The sequence below is a fragment of the Oscillospiraceae bacterium genome (genome assembly GCA_031265355.1).
Lineage (GTDB): Bacteria > Bacillota > Clostridia > Oscillospirales > UBA929 > JAIRTA01.
In genome coordinates, this window is record JAISCT010000053.1 from 1 (window position 1) to 15075 (window position 15075).

Here is a 15075-nt window from a genome sequence, read left to right on the forward strand (position 1 = left end):
GATGATTGCCGTCACCAATATCGTAAGCGCTGTCGTGACGAATATACGCCTCAGAAACCGTGAGTTTGCCCTGCTCAGGGGCATTGGCATGTCGAGGAAGAACCTATCGAAAATGCTGCGCTGCGAATGCCTTCTCTCATCCGGCCGCGCGCTGCTGTTTGGGCTGCCGCTCGGTTCGGTCGTTTGTTGTATCCTTTATTCCGGCTTCACGCGGTCGGGGGAGATGACTTTCACGTATCCGTGGCTCGCCGCTGTGATCAGCGTGGTCGGCGTACTGGCCATAGTATTTACCGCGACCAATATCGCCGAGGGTCAAATCGGCAAGTTGAGCGTTATTGAGGCGCTCAGAGAATAAATTTGGGGAGGCTTAACCGGTATCTCATGAGTCAAACCCAGCAAAGCAATCAAGTGCCCTCTACTTTTGCCTTGTCTTGCTTCTGTAAACGCCAAGGGTATACAAAAACAGCCCCAAAATTTCCTACAATATGGAAAATAAGATTGACTTCTGTGGGTTGCTATCATATAATACTCTCTGTTATTGGGGAATGTAGAAGCCCTGTAATATAAAAACGGCACTGTCCGGCGCCGTTAAGGAGGAGATTGTATGAGGAGAAAAGAGAACATTTGGAAGCGGCTCGCTGCGCTGTGTTTGATGGTGGTGGTCCTGTCGGCTTCCACATTTGCGGCGCCGCTGCAGGTGGCCGACGAGGCCGGCCTGCGGGAGGCCTATTTCACACAGCGGTCCGGTGTGTTTCGCTATGCCACGTTCACCAGTGACGGCGACGTCAGCGCGGAGTACTGTTACGACGATTCGTACTTTTTCCCCAGTTCTTACAGCGGTTACAACCCGCACCTTGCCACGATGTCGCTCTGTTTCGCGATGTCGACGGCCAGTAAAAAGATCGATACATACGAGACCAAGTGCCGCAATGCGCAGAATCTTTTAGAAGAAATTGGATTTACCGATTTCGCGGCTAACGGGTGGTTTTATGTGAAGCCGACCAGGGATTCAATCGGCGCGGTCATCGCCCGCAAAACATTGATTGTGGACAACAGACCCTATACGCTGCTCGCGCTGGCGATCCGGGGCGGCGAATTTGAGAGCGAATGGGCTGGCTGCCTAACTGTTGGCGAAAGCGGTCTGCACCAGGGGTTCCGAGAGGCTCGGGATCAAGTGCTGACGTTTGTGCAGGATTATATCGACCAGAAGAACATCGAAGGGGATCTGAAACTCTGGATCACCGGATTCAGTCGTGGCGCGGCGACGGCGAATCTGTTGGCGGGCGCGTTGGACGATGGCACCGCGCTGGGCGGAGGTACGCTCCGCCCTGAAGATCTGTATGCCTATACTTTCGGGACGCCGCAGGGGGTGCCCCGGGCGCTTGGCGGCAACACGGCGCGCTACGCCAACATCTTTAACGTCATCAGTCTGAGCGACCCTGCCTCCAAAGTGGCGCCCTCGACATGGGATTTCACCTGGTATGGGGAGACGCTGTGGCTGCCGAGCCGGGTGACGGACCCGGTCTACTCAGAGAAGTTGAGCCATATGCTCGCACGCTATGAAGCCTTGGGCGCGACGGAGCGGTACGCCATCGACGATTTTGCCATGAAGACGCTCAAGGTGAATCTGCTTGCTATCCTGCCCGGCGGCAAGCCGTTTCTCAGCCTTGTGGAAGCGCCGGGCGTCACCCAGGATATCTTCTTGAACGACCTCGTCACGAAGTTTGCGAAAGAGACGCTCAAGAGTCGCAAAAATTATGTGAAGAACTATCAAGAGGGCATGCGGGAACTCATGGTCATGCTCGCGGGCACAGATGGCGGGCAGTGGAAGCAGTTCCAAAAGTCGCTTGAGCAGAGGCTGTGCAGCAACATCGCCCCGCTGCTTGCGTCCACAGGGGTGTTTGGCACCGCCGGGAAGATTTGGGCTGGCGGGACCACCGTGCAGCTGGTAGAAAACTATATAACGCAGAGCCTACGTGAGGCCGGCATCACCTCGTATGACGCGGCCTTTATCCGCCGGTTCGCCGTTACCCTATCCGCCAGTCTCGTGGATTTCGCGCTGAGCCACCCGGTGCTCGTCGCCAATCTTTTCAGCAATTTATCAAGCATCCTCCAAGCGCACGCGCCTGAGATTTATCTCGCTTGGATGCAGTCGATGGACACCTACTATGCCGAAAATGGTGCGCCCATGTTTGGCAGCGGTTCCTACCGGGTTATCCGGGTCAACTGTCCGGTGGATGTGGCGGTATATGACGCAGACGGCAATCTAATAGCCTCAATCGTATCGGACGATCCGCAGGATGTGGGCGACGGTTTGATCTCGGTGGTGAACGAGGACGGAGAAAAGCTGGTCTATCTCCCGGCTGTCGCGGATTACACGGTGGAAGTGGTGGCCACGCAGGAGGGGACGCTCAGTTACTCTGTCAACGAATACAGCCCAGAGGCGGGCGAGGTGTCCCGGCTGGTCAACTACTATGGGATCTCCATTGAGACGGGGATGACGCTGACGGGCGATGTCCCGGCCTACGACGAGGAAGCGTTGGCGAATGAGGCGCAGGAGGGTTCGTCAGTCGCGTACGCGCTGTCCTGTGAGGAGGCGGAGATCGCACCGGATGACGACTTGTCGGGTCTGGCGGCCGCGGAGGCCTACTACAGCGTCGAAGTGGTCTCGGCCAACGAGGAACAAGGGACGGTCATGGGCCAGGGCATCCGCCAGCTTGGGAACTTCGCGCAGGTCGAGGCCATGGCCGGCGAGGGTTACGCCTTTGAGGGCTGGTATCTGACGGGCGAGAGAGTCTCGACAGAGGCCCAATACCGCTTCCTAGTCGATGCGGACGTGACCTTGGAAGCCCGGTTCATCGAGGCGGAGGTGTCTGGGGAGATGCCCACGGGTACGCGCAGTTCCGCCGCCGCGGGGCCTGTCAATCAAGTGGTGGGTGCGCGTATCGACACAACGCCCACCGCAAAGACGGCTGGTGGACGGACGAGCGCGTCGGTCCAGACCGGTGAGATCAGCGCCGCCGTGTTCCACGCGCTGGAGGAGGCCAAGGCGAGCGGCGGCGTGCCGGTGGTCACCGTCCGGGTGCAGCCGCCTGTGTCCGAGGTGCCAGTGGACCTGAAAATGCCGCGCGGAGCATGGAAAATATTAGAAAATAAGGAGGGCATCCGGCTCGCGGTGCAGGCGGGCGATGTGACGCTCAACTTCAGCACCGCGGTTATCCGCGGGATCGGGCAGACGGCCGGGGACGTCACGATTCACGCGGGATCTACCGACGTATCGGCGCTCGGGGAGGCGCGAGCGAAAGCAGCGGCCGGTCGGCCCGTCTACGAGTTGCGGGTACAGGCCGGAGAGACGGAGATCTCGGAATTTGCGGGTGGCGTCTTGGTGAGCCTGCCCTATGCGCTGGAGGCCGGCGAGGCGGCGGAGGCCGTGGTCGTCAGCGCGCTGGATGGGGACGCGCGCAAGGTGCGTGAGAAGGTCAGCACCTTCTATGCGCGCGAAAACCGCGTCACGTTTACCACCCGGCATTTCTCGCTGTTTGTGGTGGACCATCACCGCGTGTCGTTCAGCGACGTTACAGAGGCGCACTGGGGGCATGCGGCCATTGAACAGCTCGCGGCCAGAGGGCTTGTGGCCGGCGTAGGCCGCGGCAGATACAGCCCGGACAGGGCTCTGACACGGGCCGAGTTTGTCCAGTTGCTGGCCAATGTACTGGACCTACCGGCGCCGCCCGCCGGGCCGTTGGGGTACCGAGATGTGACGGACGGAGCGTGGTACCACGCCGCCGTATCGGCTGCCGAGGCGGTGGGCCTGCTGCAGGGGCTTGTGGCGGACGACGGCCGGTTTTTGCCGGACCGCGTGATCACGCGGGAGGAGATGGCGGTTCTGCTGGCCAATCTGGCGTTACGGGACGGCTGGCGCGCCGCGGAGGTGCTGCCGGAGATCGGGGTGGCATATGACGACGCGGAAGCGATGGACGGGCGGTACCGCACCGCCATCGCGCAGGTGGTGGCCTGTGGCCTGATGACCGGCGTATCCCCGGGCGTATTCGATCCCAAGGGTTTCACCACCCGCGCCCAAGCCGCCCAGGTCGTGCTGAATCTGCTCCAAACACTGTGGTCGGAAACGTAATGATCCGGTGTGTAATCCGGACTCGATGGTAAACAGGCAGGGCCTCCGGCGCATCGCGCCGGAGGCCCTGCCTGTTTACATGGGCAGGTTGTCATCTAAAAAAGACCACGCTGAGGTAATGCGTTTTGTAGAAGACGATCAATCATGAGTGTCTGTCGTGCTGTATTCGATTAAGCCGTACTTGATTTTAATGCGGTCGAGTTTGTCCAGCATGGCCTTGGAAAGGATGAATAGAAAGAACACGGTGGCGGCAGCGTGGATGAGATCGAAGGGGACGCCTCGTAAATAAGTGGCGAGGAGCATTGCCCCCGTCGGCTGGGGTTGGTACATCAGCGCCATCTCAAGGTTCATGATCCCGCCATAGAGAAAGAACGCGGCGAAGCCGCCGTAGAGGGCGAGAGAACCGCGGTCGCGGTGCAGGCGGCCCTTGCGAAACAGCACGCCGGCCAGAAAGCCGATGAGACCGAGGGCAAACATCTGCCACGGCGTCCAGGGCCCCTGCGAGAAGAACAGATTGCTCACAAACCCCGTCAGCGCCCCGACGAGGAAGCCCGCCTCGCCGCCGAACGCCACCCCCGAGAGGGTGACGAGCGCCACGACCGGCTTGCACTGCGGCAGCATGAAAAAAGCCAGACGCCCCGCTACCGCAAGACCGCATAGCGCGGCCATGATGACGAGTTCGCGCGCCCGGGGTCGGCGGCGTTCGAAGACCAGTGCAAAGGGGAGCATCGTCTCCAAAATGATGAGCAGAGAGATGAAATAATATTTGCGATCGCCAAACAGAGCATAACCGGCGTAGATCGTCAGCGGGACCGCCAGCAGGATCATCCCCGCCGCCGCCAGCGTCCGTCGAGGGAGTGGGTGCCGGGAAACCGGTGGGGGTTGTGTCGTCGACGTCGCGCCGCGCCGTACCGGCGGTGCGCCGTCCGGAGTGCGATCACCGCTCTTTGGCCTGCCGCTGTCTCCCGGCTCGTCCCCGCCGCTGTCGTTCGGTCTATCCTCGCCCGGCGGCGGGTCCGTTCCGCCGAGCGCCCGGACCACGTCCCGCACCGTCACAGCCTGCGGCCAGATGTCGCGCGCCATGCGGTTCGCGCCGGTGGTGTAAAAGCTGTGGCCAGAGAAAAACGCGCGCGGCACACCATCGGACACGATGTGCCCGTCAAAAAGCAACGCGCAGCGGTCGGCGTATTCGGCGCAAAACTCGACGTCGTGGCTGGCCATGACGACGGTCACGTCCGCCGCCGCGAGGGATTTCAAAATCCCGGCCAACATCTGCTTCAGCGCGGCGTCAAGGCCCTTTGTCGGTTCGTCGAGCAACAGGATGCGCGGGCGCATCAACAACACCTTCGCGAGCGCCGCGCGCTGCTGTTCACCGCCCGAAAGATCGTAAGGGTGGACATCCAGCAGGCCATCCAGACGGCACAGCGCGGCCATCTGCCGCAGCCGCGCCTGCCTGTCCGGTTCCTTGCTCTCTGCGAGCATCTCCCATAGATCCGCACGGACGGTCTTTTTGACAAACAGCGCCTGCGGATTCTGCGGCAAGAGAGCCAAAAGACCGCTGCGAAAATTGGAAGCATCCCCCATAACTTGCTCTTGAATCCGCACTTGTCCGCGATACGGCCGGTAGAGATGCGCCATCAAGGAGAGCGCCGTCGTTTTTCCTGTGCCGTTGCCGCCGAGGAGCGCCGTGATCTCGCCGGGGTATGCCTGAAATGACAGCCCCTTGACCACATCGGGCAGGTCTCTCCCGTGGCGAAACCAGACCTCGTCGAGGGCCAAAGCCGGCGCGGCGCGGCGCGGCGCTTCACGCGCCGGTTCCCAAGGCGCGTCCGCCAAGGCACCCGAGTCTCGGCCCGTCGTCTGCCGCGCGTCGAGCCACGCCTTCCCGTCCCGCACCGTCACAGGGCAAGGGGATGTGCTCGCCACGGCGGCCCACACGCGCATGGCTGTCGGCATGGCGAGAAAAAAGTCACGACGGCGGTGCAGCAGGGCTTGCCCCACATGGGCCGGCGCCCCGTCGCAGAGGATGCGTCCGCCGTCCATGACGATCACGCGGTCGGACAGCGGGAACACCTCTTCCAAGCGGTGTTCAATGAGGAGCACAGTCACGCCGAGCGTGCGGTTAATCCGCCCCACGAGCGACAGAAACTCCGACGCCGCAATGGGGTCGAGTTGGCCGGTTGGCTCGTCGAGAAGCAGGACGGAGGGCTGCATGGCCATGACGGACGCGAGGTTGAGGATCTGTTTTTGTCCGCCCGACAGTTCGTCGACGCGCCTGTGAAACCAGGTCTGAATGCCGAAGAACGACGCCATCTCCGCCACGCGCAGGCGGATTGTCTGCGTATTGAAGCCGAGGCTCTCCAGTCCAAACGCCAACTCGTGCCATACCTTGTCGGTGACAATCTGGTTGTCCGGATTTTGCATGACGAAGCCGATCTTGGCACACTGGGTCCGCTGGGGCAGGCTGTCGAGCGCTGCGCCTTCGAACCGGATCGCGCCGCTTTTGACGCCGTGCGGGGCCAGTGTGGGTTTGAGCTGCCGCAGCAGCGTCGTCTTGCCGCTGCCGGACGGCCCGGTGAGGGTGACGAACGAACCCCGTTCGATCACGGCACTGATCCCGTCCAAGGCAGGCCGCGTGCGTTCCGGGTAGGTGAAGGTCAGATTTTCGATGCGATAACTTTCCACATTCGATCCTCCCGGATGTTGATGACGAGCGGCGTCATGCCGAGCGCGAGATAAACCGCAAACAGGCTGAGCGTGTGACCGCCGGCCCACGCGCCTTGGAGGGTGGGGAAGTAGCGAAAATACAGTCCGCCCGCCGCGGCGCCGGCGACGATGTACGCACCGGCGGCGGCCAGAAAGAGGAGCGCGCGCAGATCCCGCCTGTCAAAACGATATAGAGAAAATGCCGTACGTCCCGGCAGACCGTACCCGCGGCTCTTCATGCTGTCGGCAGTTTCGATCGCGTTTTCCAGCGCCCAAGTGACCATGATGGAGAGGATGCGGAAACCGTGCCGTGCCCTCCGGAGCGGGCCGCCGTGGGAGACGCCTCGCCAGAGGCACGCCTGTGCGCGGGCGATGACCTTAATCTGAGCTCGAAAGCGTGGCACGAAGCGCAGTGCCATGGACAAAGTCAGGGACAGAGCGGGGATGATCCGCCCGCATAAATAGACAAATTTGTCCGAGGTCATGACGGCGTGGTAGCAGGAAAACCACGACATGACCGTGACGAGCATGAGCGCCGCGGCGGCGCCGTAGATGAGCGATTCCAGCGTCAGCGGATTGCCGCTCGACAGATAGCTCAGAATTGTACTGCCCCGGTGGTTGAAAGCGGGATTGATCAGCGCTGCGGTCAGCAGCATGGGGAGCATGCCTACCAGAGCGAATGTCAGCGCCCGTCTGCCATTCAGATACACGGTGTACGAAAACGCGCAGACAAACGACAAGACGAGGCAGACGGGATGTATGAACACCATGGCGAACACGATCACCAGTATGAAGTACAGCATGTTTACGGCGGGGTGATAGGACGAAAAGGAATCTCTCATGCGGGCACCTCTCTAATCCTGCACGACGCCGCCCCCGTCCACGTCGCGGCCGAGGTCGCAGGTGTAGACAAATTCCACCGCGTCGCCGTCCTGCAGCAGATAACGCGAACAGCCGTAGTTCGGGAACCAGCCGTTGACCTTGTACATCCAGCCGGACAGCTCGCCCGCATCGAACTCGTAGAGGTTGTGGATGCCCTCGATGTAGGCCGAGTTGTAGAGCGGCGTGCGGACGAATTCCAGATGGATCTGTGCGCGCCGCATCTCGCGCTGGAGAAGGATGAAGGCGTTCTCGCCTTCGGAGAATGTGACGGTCGCCGCGGGGAAGATCACGCCGTCTGCGGGGACAAGTTCGTGTTTTTCCGGTTCCAGGTACACCAGATTGTCCAAAAGTGTATCACAACGTACGGAGAGAGTACAGGTATAGATGTTCCCGCTAAGGCTCACCTCCTGCGATTCCATGGGCGGGGGTTTGCCCGACGGCACGGGATCGGTGAAGTATTGGTCCTGAGCCGCGTCCGGTGTTGCGGCCGGGCCGGGCGATGGCGCCGGGGACATGTCCGACGGATCTGCCGATCGATGCGCGGTGGCGGCAGGAGGAGGCTCGGATATGCCCGGTGGCGTAGACGGCGGCGGTGTATCCGACGTTTCAGTGGACGCTGTCGGGGTGGGCGCGGTGTCGCCCCCTGTATGAGCTGCCGGCGTCGTCACGGACGGCGACGGGATCTCCACCGCGTCGGACACAGCCGAGGCCACCCGGTCGGCGGCGGCCGGTGAGGGGAGTGGCGCGGCGCCATCCCGGTGCACATAGCCGCCGCCCCAGAACCATGCGGCGAGCAGGCAGACCGCGGCGCACAACAGGAGCAGCGACTTCTTCAACACAGCAGATCACGCTCCCCTTCTTAGACGCACTTCTGACACCTGAACTGTTGTTGGTTCAGGCGGATAGTGTGAGAAATCGCATCAACAGTGCCGCTACCTCGGCGCGGGTAGCTGTATTTTTTGGAGCCAGTATCCCTGCCGCGCGGCCGGTGAGCAGACCCTCGGCGGCCGCCCACCGCACGGCGGGCAGCGCCCAGTCGGACACGCTGCCCACGTCGGCGCAGTCCGCGAGGTCCGTGGCCGCACTCGTGTCGAGAGCTTTCCAAGCCGCGTAGTGGTACAAAATCACCGCGACCTGTTCGCGGGTCACGTTGTCGTCCGGACCAAACCGGCCGTCGCCGTACCCGGATACAAGCCCGCTCGCGCCGGCCCAGGCGACGGCGGTCGTATACCATTGGCCGTCTGTCACATCGGGAAACGCCGCTGCGCCTGCCGCGGCGGGTTCATGTTCACAACGGTGGAGGATTGTCACGAACATCGCGCGGGTCAAAGCGGCGTTCGGCGCAAACTTCGCGGCGCCGGTGCCTCGCATCAGATCTGTAGACTGCATATAATTGACTGCCTCGTAGAACCAGTCCGCCGCCGTCACGTCGTCAAATGGGAGGACATCCTCGCTGCCGGTCCCGGCCGCCGGCGTTTCGGGTGCGGCCGCGTCCCCAGTGGGCGGCGGCCCCGAAGGACCGAAGGCGTCCCGCATATCGTACAAGCTGTTTTTTCCTTTCCGAAACCGGTCGTAAGCCGTCAGGGCGTATGTCCCCTGATCGGTCGCCATGTCGCTGACCTCGCCCGTTTGGGTGTGTCTGAAACCGCCGCTGCCCACGGCGAAGCGCAGCAACGCGGTCACTGGATCGCCGTTTCTCTTGATGAAGCGGGGATCTGCCGTGGGATCGATATCGAGCGCGGTCAGAGCGACGATGACTTGGGAGATGCTCTCGACATTGACGGCGCCCCAAGAAGAGAAACCGCCGTCGTCCTCCTGCATGTCGGAGAGCGCCGCCAGCGCGCGGTCGATCGCCGCGGCGACCGGCGGCTGGTCTCGATACGGAGACAGGGTCTGCAACACCATGCCCGTCATATCCGGATCGGGGACGGAGCCGGAGAGCGCGAAGCCGCCCGCTTCTTTTGTGCCTTTTTGAATCTCTCTGTTTAAGATGTAGTCGATCATTTTCCCGCGCGTGGCCGGGTCGGCGGCGCTGTCGTCCGCCGGGATCTCGTATGCCTTTGTATCCAACGCAAGCAAGGTGAACACCGGGCCGTTGATGCCCTGTCGGGTGATGAAGGAGAGATCGGCCATCGGGGTGAGCAGGTTGTGTCCGCCCACGTCCGTGGCTTCGAGGCCGAGGGCGGACAGCGCCAAGATCAGACGCGCGTTTTCCGTCACCCGGCTGCGGTCCAACTGGGCGTTTCCGTTTTGCCGGACATGGGCGACGATTTTGTCAAAATATCCGCTGTAGTAACCTGGCGCCGGATATTCGGCACGCGCCAGAGCCAGCACAGACCACTCCATTCCGAAAGTCGGCTCGGGCACACGAGAAAAAATGTATGCGAGGGCGTTTGCCAGCGTCTCCTCGTAAGCGTCGTCCGCCGCCAGTGCGGACGACGCCCGCGCTGACGTCTCGGTCGCAAGCGCCGTCAGCGGCAGCGCCAGGGCGAGACACACGGCCAATAATAAGCAGAAAAATCTCTTTTTATGTGACAACATCGCTCTTCTTTCCTTTCCGGGCGTTTCGAAGCAGGCCGCTCGAATGACAGATTTGTTAAAAGCCTAGCACGGACAGAGGCGGCTGTCAAGAGGGGTGGGAGACGGCGACACTGAGGGGCCGAGAGTCAGGCGGTGCGCGTGGCGTCGAAGCGCCAAAAAAGTAAAATTTTAACATATTTGACTTTTGCCTGTGTCCTGTGTATAATACCTTTGTATATCCGATTGCTTTGACGAGGTGTAGCTCAGTTTGGCAGAGCGCGTGCTTTGGGAGCACGAAGCCGCAGGTTCAAGTCCTGTCACCTCGACCATGACAAACTTGCCTCTCGAAACCGCTGTGGCGCAGTGTTTTCAAGGGGCTGTTTCATTTCCGCATGCTCTGAGAACTGGTGAAATCTCCTGCGGAACTAACGAACAACGAGCAAAAGGATGCGTGCCAAAGAAAGGAGAGAAAGACTGAAATGAACGGTGATATGCTGCTCTTCGCTGTGTTTTGTATTGAGGGTATCGCGGGATATTTGAAGATGGATGGAAAAGAGTCTTTTGAGTTATTGACCGGAAATGGCAACATCCTTGACACGTATATACTTGAATATTATGATGTGCTTCACACACAAGGAAAGGAGTATATCGTTGAGGAGTTGGTAGGTCTGATGAAGAAGGAAGGATCGATTCAATGATTCTATATCATGGCTCATATGTCGCAATTGAAAAGCCGGATGTATGGCATTCCCGCAAAAAACTCGACTTTGGCAGAGGATTTTATACTACGCCATATCGAGAACAAGTCATCAAATGGACGGCCCGATTCCTGCGTCGATATGGACAGAGAGTGATTTCATCCTATGAGGTCGATGAAGTAAAAATACGAGAAGACATGCGTGTACTTGAATTTCCTACATACAGCGAAGAATGGCTTGATTTTGTCACACTTTGTCGAATGGGTGTGGGAAAGAATGATGGCTTTGATTTGCTCATAGGAAGTGTTGCCAACGATAAAGTGTTTGATGCATTGGAAATATATTTCAGCGGATATTCCGACAAATATACTGCAATCGAAAGGTTGCGTTTTGAAGAACCAAATTTGCAGTATTGTTTTACAAATCAAAATATAATCGATATATATCTTCACTTCATAAAAAGTGAGGTGATAGTATGAGAATCAATCGATTGTTATTGCAACACAAGTACGTCCGTGTGATTCAACTGTTTGCCGCACAAACGGGTCTTCCTCTGCGTGAAGCATTGGAATATTTTTATCTTTCAGAAACGCATTATGAGATGGAACACGGCATTTCCGATATGCACTGTCGAAGCGATGGATATCTCGCGGAAGAATTGCAACTTGAAATGAATCGGTCGAAACAAAAATGAAGATAAGGTATGCCTCAAGAGTCAGACGCACTTCTGACACCCAATGTCAACAGGGAATAGTGCAAGGAGGCTTCCGATGAAAAAGCAGTCAAAGAGACGCATAGTATTGACACAGGCTATTGAAGCAGTGAAAGGAATGATAGAGGGGCAGGAATTTCTCAATGCTGCGAGGAAGCGACCGCAGGATTTCACGAGGAACCGGAAGATGCCAACGCGAGTGCTATAAAAGAGGTGGGTATAGATTTTGAACATGATAAAGAACAACGCTATCACCAAAGCATTGTTCCTCATCGGCACCGCGCTGTTTGCCTTGCTGGCCTGTAAAAATCTGTATGTCCTCATCGATAAAACTGTTCCGTTGTTTTCCAATCGCGCTACCGCCGCGAAGTCGTTGCTGTTGTTTTCGGCTGTTTTGGTGGCGTGTGCCGCCGTCGTCTATGTGGTGGATCGGTTTTGCCGCAGAGAGAACGCCGTGCCCGAACGGAAAGGCACGATAAAATACTATTACATCGCGTTGTTCTTCATCGCCTATGCCTTGCGTTTTGTCTGGATCTCCACAGTCAAAACGCCGCAATACTCCGATTTTCAGCTCTTCTATTGGATCACAAACAACATTGCGTCTGGCAGTAGCCGGTATACGACCGATCCCTATTTTTACACCTGGGCCTATCAGGCCGGATTCCCCGCGTTTATGGCCCCTTTCGCCGTGTTATTCCCCCAAAACGAACTGGCGTTGGTATATGTGAACTGTCTGTTCGAGGCGGGTACCGTATTGTGTATCTTCTATCTGTTGCGTAAATTCTTTTCCCGAAAAAGTGCATTCGTCCTCAGTTTGGTCTATCTCGTCTTTCCCTTCCCTTATACCCTAGCCAGCGTTTACACGAACCAGCTGTCCGCCGTGTTCTTTATGTACCTCGGCGTCTGCATCGCGTTCTCGCGGATTCCGCTCGACGGGGCGCGGTGCTGTGTCGGCGCCGTTTGCTTTGCCGTCGGGAATATGCTGCGGCCGGAAGGCATTCTGTTTTTCAGCGGCTTCGCCGCTCTGTTGCTGTTTTTGACTTTCCATCAAAATCGGGACGCCCGGTCGGCCCTGTCTGCCAAAGTTACGAATTCCCTTCTGCGCCGTGTCCTGCCGCTTGTGCTCTTCTGCGCTGTTTATCTGTGTCTGAGCGCCGTGATCTCGCAACTTTTTGTCTGGGCAAACCTGAACCCGAATGGACTCAAAAACAACTTTCCGCTGTATAAGTTCGCTACGGGCCTCAACGCAAGCAGCACCGGGCAATATACCAAAGAGGACGCCACGTTTTTGATGAGTTTGGATAGCGATTACGACGCCAAAACACGGGATGCAATGACTCTGGATATCATCCATAAAAGGCTGTCAATTGGGCCTGTAAAGCTGGCCGCTCACATGTGGAGAAAAGCCGACGTCATGTGGACGGACAAACAGAGCACATTCCCCGCACTGGCCCCATTTTCTGACAACGACGTCATCTCCTTGGGTGTGAGCATGCGGGTTGTAACACTGAAAAACATCCTGACATTGATCGATGGGCTGTATTGGCTCTTGCTGTTTCTATTTGGCGCGTTTTCGCAATTTCGATTGTTCAGACGCAGGGAGGTCTCCCCATGTTTGCTCTTTGCGGTCATCCTGTTTCTGGGGACGTTTTTCGTTTTCAGTGTGGTCGAAGTGCAAAAGCGGTACGACTATATCATGCTGCCTGTGCTGTTCCTTCTGGCAGCCGTGTCGCTCAAGAGCGATCGAACAAAGCGCGCCCATAAGGATTGCTCTTATGGGATTTTGATGTATACTTTTTAATTTGCTCATAAGAAGATAAGGTATGATTCAAGAGTCAGACGCACTTCTGACACCTGAATCATATCTGGGCGCCCTTTATCAAGCCTGCCGCATCCGGTAGAAATGATGAAGGGCGCCTATTTTTCACAAAAAGGCAATGTCGACAACTCAATAAAAAGCGTTGCGACACAAGTTTATATCCGCCAGACGTTCAAGCTGTCGAGGACGGTAGAGATGAGAATGGTCGCCAGCAGGATGGGGGCGATGTAACGGATGAACACGCGGTAAAGGCGTTCGCGCTTGAATCTTCCAGAGAGACGTACTTCCTGTACGATGGCGTCGGGTTTTAATACAACGCCCACGAAAACGCAGGTGAGCAGCGCCACGATGGGCATGATCACGGAGTTGCTGATGAAATCGAAGAAGTCCAGAATGCTCATGTCGCCGATGGTAAAGCCGCGCCACAGCCCAAACCCCAAAGAACAGGGAATACCCAGCAGCAAAATGACGCCCAGCGTCAGCAGACAGGCCTTGATCCGACCAAAACGAAAGCGGTCCTGTAGGACGGAGACGACTGTCTCCATCAGCGAGATAGACGAGGTGAGCGCGGCAAAAAGAACCAGTAAAAAGAACATCGCGCCGATGACGCCGCCGGCGCCTCCCATGCTGGCGAAGACCTTTGGCATGGTCTCAAACATCAGCGGCGCCCCGGCGTTGATGGCCGATTCGTCCCCGCCGGAGAAGGCAAACACCGCTGGGACGATCATCAAACCCGCGAGCAGCGCGATGCCCGTGTCAAACCATTCGATCTGTTTGGCCGAGCGCTCAATGTCCGTGTCCTTGCGCATATAGGAGCCGTATGTCACCATGATGCCCATGGCCAGCGACATCGAGTAGAACATCTGCCCCATAGCCGCCAAAACAGTCTGGACGGAGAACCGCGACCAGTCCGGCGTCACATAGTAAAGGACACCTTCAGATGCGCCGGGGAGAGTCAGCGCATATACGGTGACCACAAGCAGCAGTACGACGAGCAGAGGCGTCAGCAATTTTCCCGCCCGTTCAATGCCTTTTTGTACACCCAGCATGACAATGACAGCGGTTGCGAACGCATAAAACGCGCCCCAGAAGAGTGGCTGTCCGGTCCCGCCGATAAAGGCGGAGAAGTACCCGTCCGACGCGGCCGCACCACCGGCCCCAGTGGTGAAGGCCACGAAATATTTGGTGACCCAACCGCCCAGCACGCAGTAATAGGAGAGCACAATAACCGGGACAAACGAACTCAGCACACCGAGAAAACTCCATTTTTTGTTCAGCAGACGATATGCACCGATGACACTGTGGCCCACCTTGCGCCCCAGGGCTATCTCGGTGACCATCAGCGTAAAACCGAAAGTGACGACCAGCGCGACGTAGACGAGCAAAAAAATACCCCCGCCGTAACGCGCCGCGAGGTAGGGGAATCTCCATATATTTCCAAGGCCGACGGCGGATCCCGCCGCCGCCAGTACAAAGCCGATCCGGCTTGAAAAGGAAGCGCGTGTTTCCATGTGTCTGACATCCTCCGTATATAATATGAGGGCCGCGCCACATATCCGCTCAACGTTTGAGGCTCGAGAGCGGCGCCTGACTGAAAAAATTATAC

Annotated in this window: 11 protein-coding genes and 1 tRNA gene; 7 read left to right on the forward strand and 5 right to left on the reverse strand. The window is 58.1% G+C overall.

Going from position 1 to position 15075, the window contains the following annotated elements; translation table 11 throughout:
* The coding region (locus LBK75_07935; GenBank protein ID MDR1158220.1) for an ABC transporter permease at positions 1–355 on the forward strand (355 nt) is incomplete at its 5' end.
* A 249-nt stretch (positions 356–604) separates the two neighbouring features.
* A complete protein-coding gene (locus LBK75_07940) occupies positions 605–4132 on the forward strand; it encodes an S-layer homology domain-containing protein (GenBank protein MDR1158221.1) in 3528 nt (1175 codons plus the stop codon).
* 138 nt (positions 4133–4270) lie between these two features.
* On the opposite strand, the gene LBK75_07945 is transcribed toward LBK75_07940, so the two are convergent.
* Genes LBK75_07945 through LBK75_07960 form a run of 4 tightly spaced genes read right to left on the reverse strand, consistent with a single transcriptional unit; the run spans position 4271 to position 10261 of the window.
* Positions 4271–6817 carry an ATP-binding cassette domain-containing protein gene (locus tag LBK75_07945; GenBank protein ID MDR1158222.1) on the reverse strand — a complete coding sequence of 849 codons (2547 nt, stop codon included), beginning with the start codon at positions 6815–6817 and terminating at the stop codon, positions 4271–4273.
* Entirely contained in the window at positions 6790–7680 is an 891-nt protein-coding gene (locus tag LBK75_07950) for an energy-coupling factor transporter transmembrane protein EcfT (GenBank protein MDR1158223.1), read from the reverse strand. The genes LBK75_07945 and LBK75_07950 overlap by 28 nt, the downstream gene beginning before the upstream one ends.
* A gap of 12 nt (positions 7681–7692) precedes the next feature.
* Positions 7693–8559 (reverse strand): DUF4430 domain-containing protein, encoded by an 867-nt coding sequence (locus LBK75_07955; protein MDR1158224.1) that lies wholly within the window; start codon positions 8557–8559, stop codon positions 7693–7695.
* 55 nt (positions 8560–8614) lie between these two features.
* Entirely contained in the window at positions 8615–10261 is a 1647-nt protein-coding gene (locus tag LBK75_07960; GenBank protein ID MDR1158225.1) for an S-layer homology domain-containing protein, read from the reverse strand.
* Between the two features lie 231 nt (positions 10262–10492).
* Here LBK75_07960 and LBK75_07965 point away from each other — a divergent pair.
* From LBK75_07965 to LBK75_07985, 5 genes are all read left to right on the forward strand, one after another.
* Positions 10493–10569: transfer RNA gene (locus LBK75_07965), tRNA-Pro, on the forward strand.
* A gap of 150 nt (positions 10570–10719) precedes the next feature.
* Complete coding sequence (locus LBK75_07970) at positions 10720–10938, forward strand: DUF3791 domain-containing protein (GenBank protein MDR1158226.1); 219 nt, start codon at positions 10720–10722, stop codon at positions 10936–10938.
* Positions 10935–11417 (forward strand): DUF3990 domain-containing protein, encoded by a 483-nt coding sequence (locus LBK75_07975; GenBank protein ID MDR1158227.1) that lies wholly within the window; start codon positions 10935–10937, stop codon positions 11415–11417. The genes LBK75_07970 and LBK75_07975 overlap by 4 nt, the downstream gene beginning before the upstream one ends.
* Positions 11414–11632: a DUF3791 domain-containing protein gene (locus tag LBK75_07980; protein MDR1158228.1), complete on the forward strand. Its 219-nt coding sequence runs from the start codon at positions 11414–11416 to the stop codon at positions 11630–11632. Before LBK75_07975 ends, LBK75_07980 begins: the two co-directional genes overlap by 4 nt.
* A 250-nt stretch (positions 11633–11882) precedes the next feature.
* Positions 11883–13451, forward strand: a complete 1569-nt coding sequence (locus LBK75_07985; GenBank protein ID MDR1158229.1) for a glycosyltransferase family 39 protein — start codon at positions 11883–11885, stop codon at positions 13449–13451.
* A gap of 173 nt (positions 13452–13624) precedes the next feature.
* Here the strand turns inward: LBK75_07985 and LBK75_07990 are convergent, their stop codons facing one another.
* The gene (locus LBK75_07990) at positions 13625–14980 is read right to left on the reverse strand and encodes a sodium-dependent transporter (GenBank protein MDR1158230.1); all 1356 of its coding nucleotides are present in this window, start codon (positions 14978–14980) and stop codon (positions 13625–13627) included.
* Between the last annotated feature and the right edge of the window lie 95 nt (positions 14981–15075).

Bases quoted from the DNA above. Each gene is read 5' to 3' on its own strand.
- LBK75_07960 (MDR1158225.1), bottom strand. From the start codon at position 10,261: ATGTTGTCACATAAAAAGAGATTTTTCTGCTTATTATTGGCCGTGTGT.
- LBK75_07980 (MDR1158228.1), top strand. From the start codon at position 11,414: ATGAGAATCAATCGATTGTTATTGCAACACAAGTACGTCCGTGTGATT.
- LBK75_07990 (MDR1158230.1), bottom strand. From the start codon at position 14,980: ATGGAAACACGCGCTTCCTTTTCAAGCCGGATCGGCTTTGTACTGGCG.
- LBK75_07970 (MDR1158226.1), top strand. From the start codon at position 10,720: ATGAACGGTGATATGCTGCTCTTCGCTGTGTTTTGTATTGAGGGTATC.
- LBK75_07975 (MDR1158227.1), top strand. From the start codon at position 10,935: ATGATTCTATATCATGGCTCATATGTCGCAATTGAAAAGCCGGATGTA.
- LBK75_07985 (MDR1158229.1), top strand. From the start codon at position 11,883: ATGATAAAGAACAACGCTATCACCAAAGCATTGTTCCTCATCGGCACC.
- LBK75_07950 (MDR1158223.1), bottom strand. From the start codon at position 7,680: ATGAGAGATTCCTTTTCGTCCTATCACCCCGCCGTAAACATGCTGTAC.
- LBK75_07940 (MDR1158221.1), top strand. From the start codon at position 605: ATGAGGAGAAAAGAGAACATTTGGAAGCGGCTCGCTGCGCTGTGTTTG.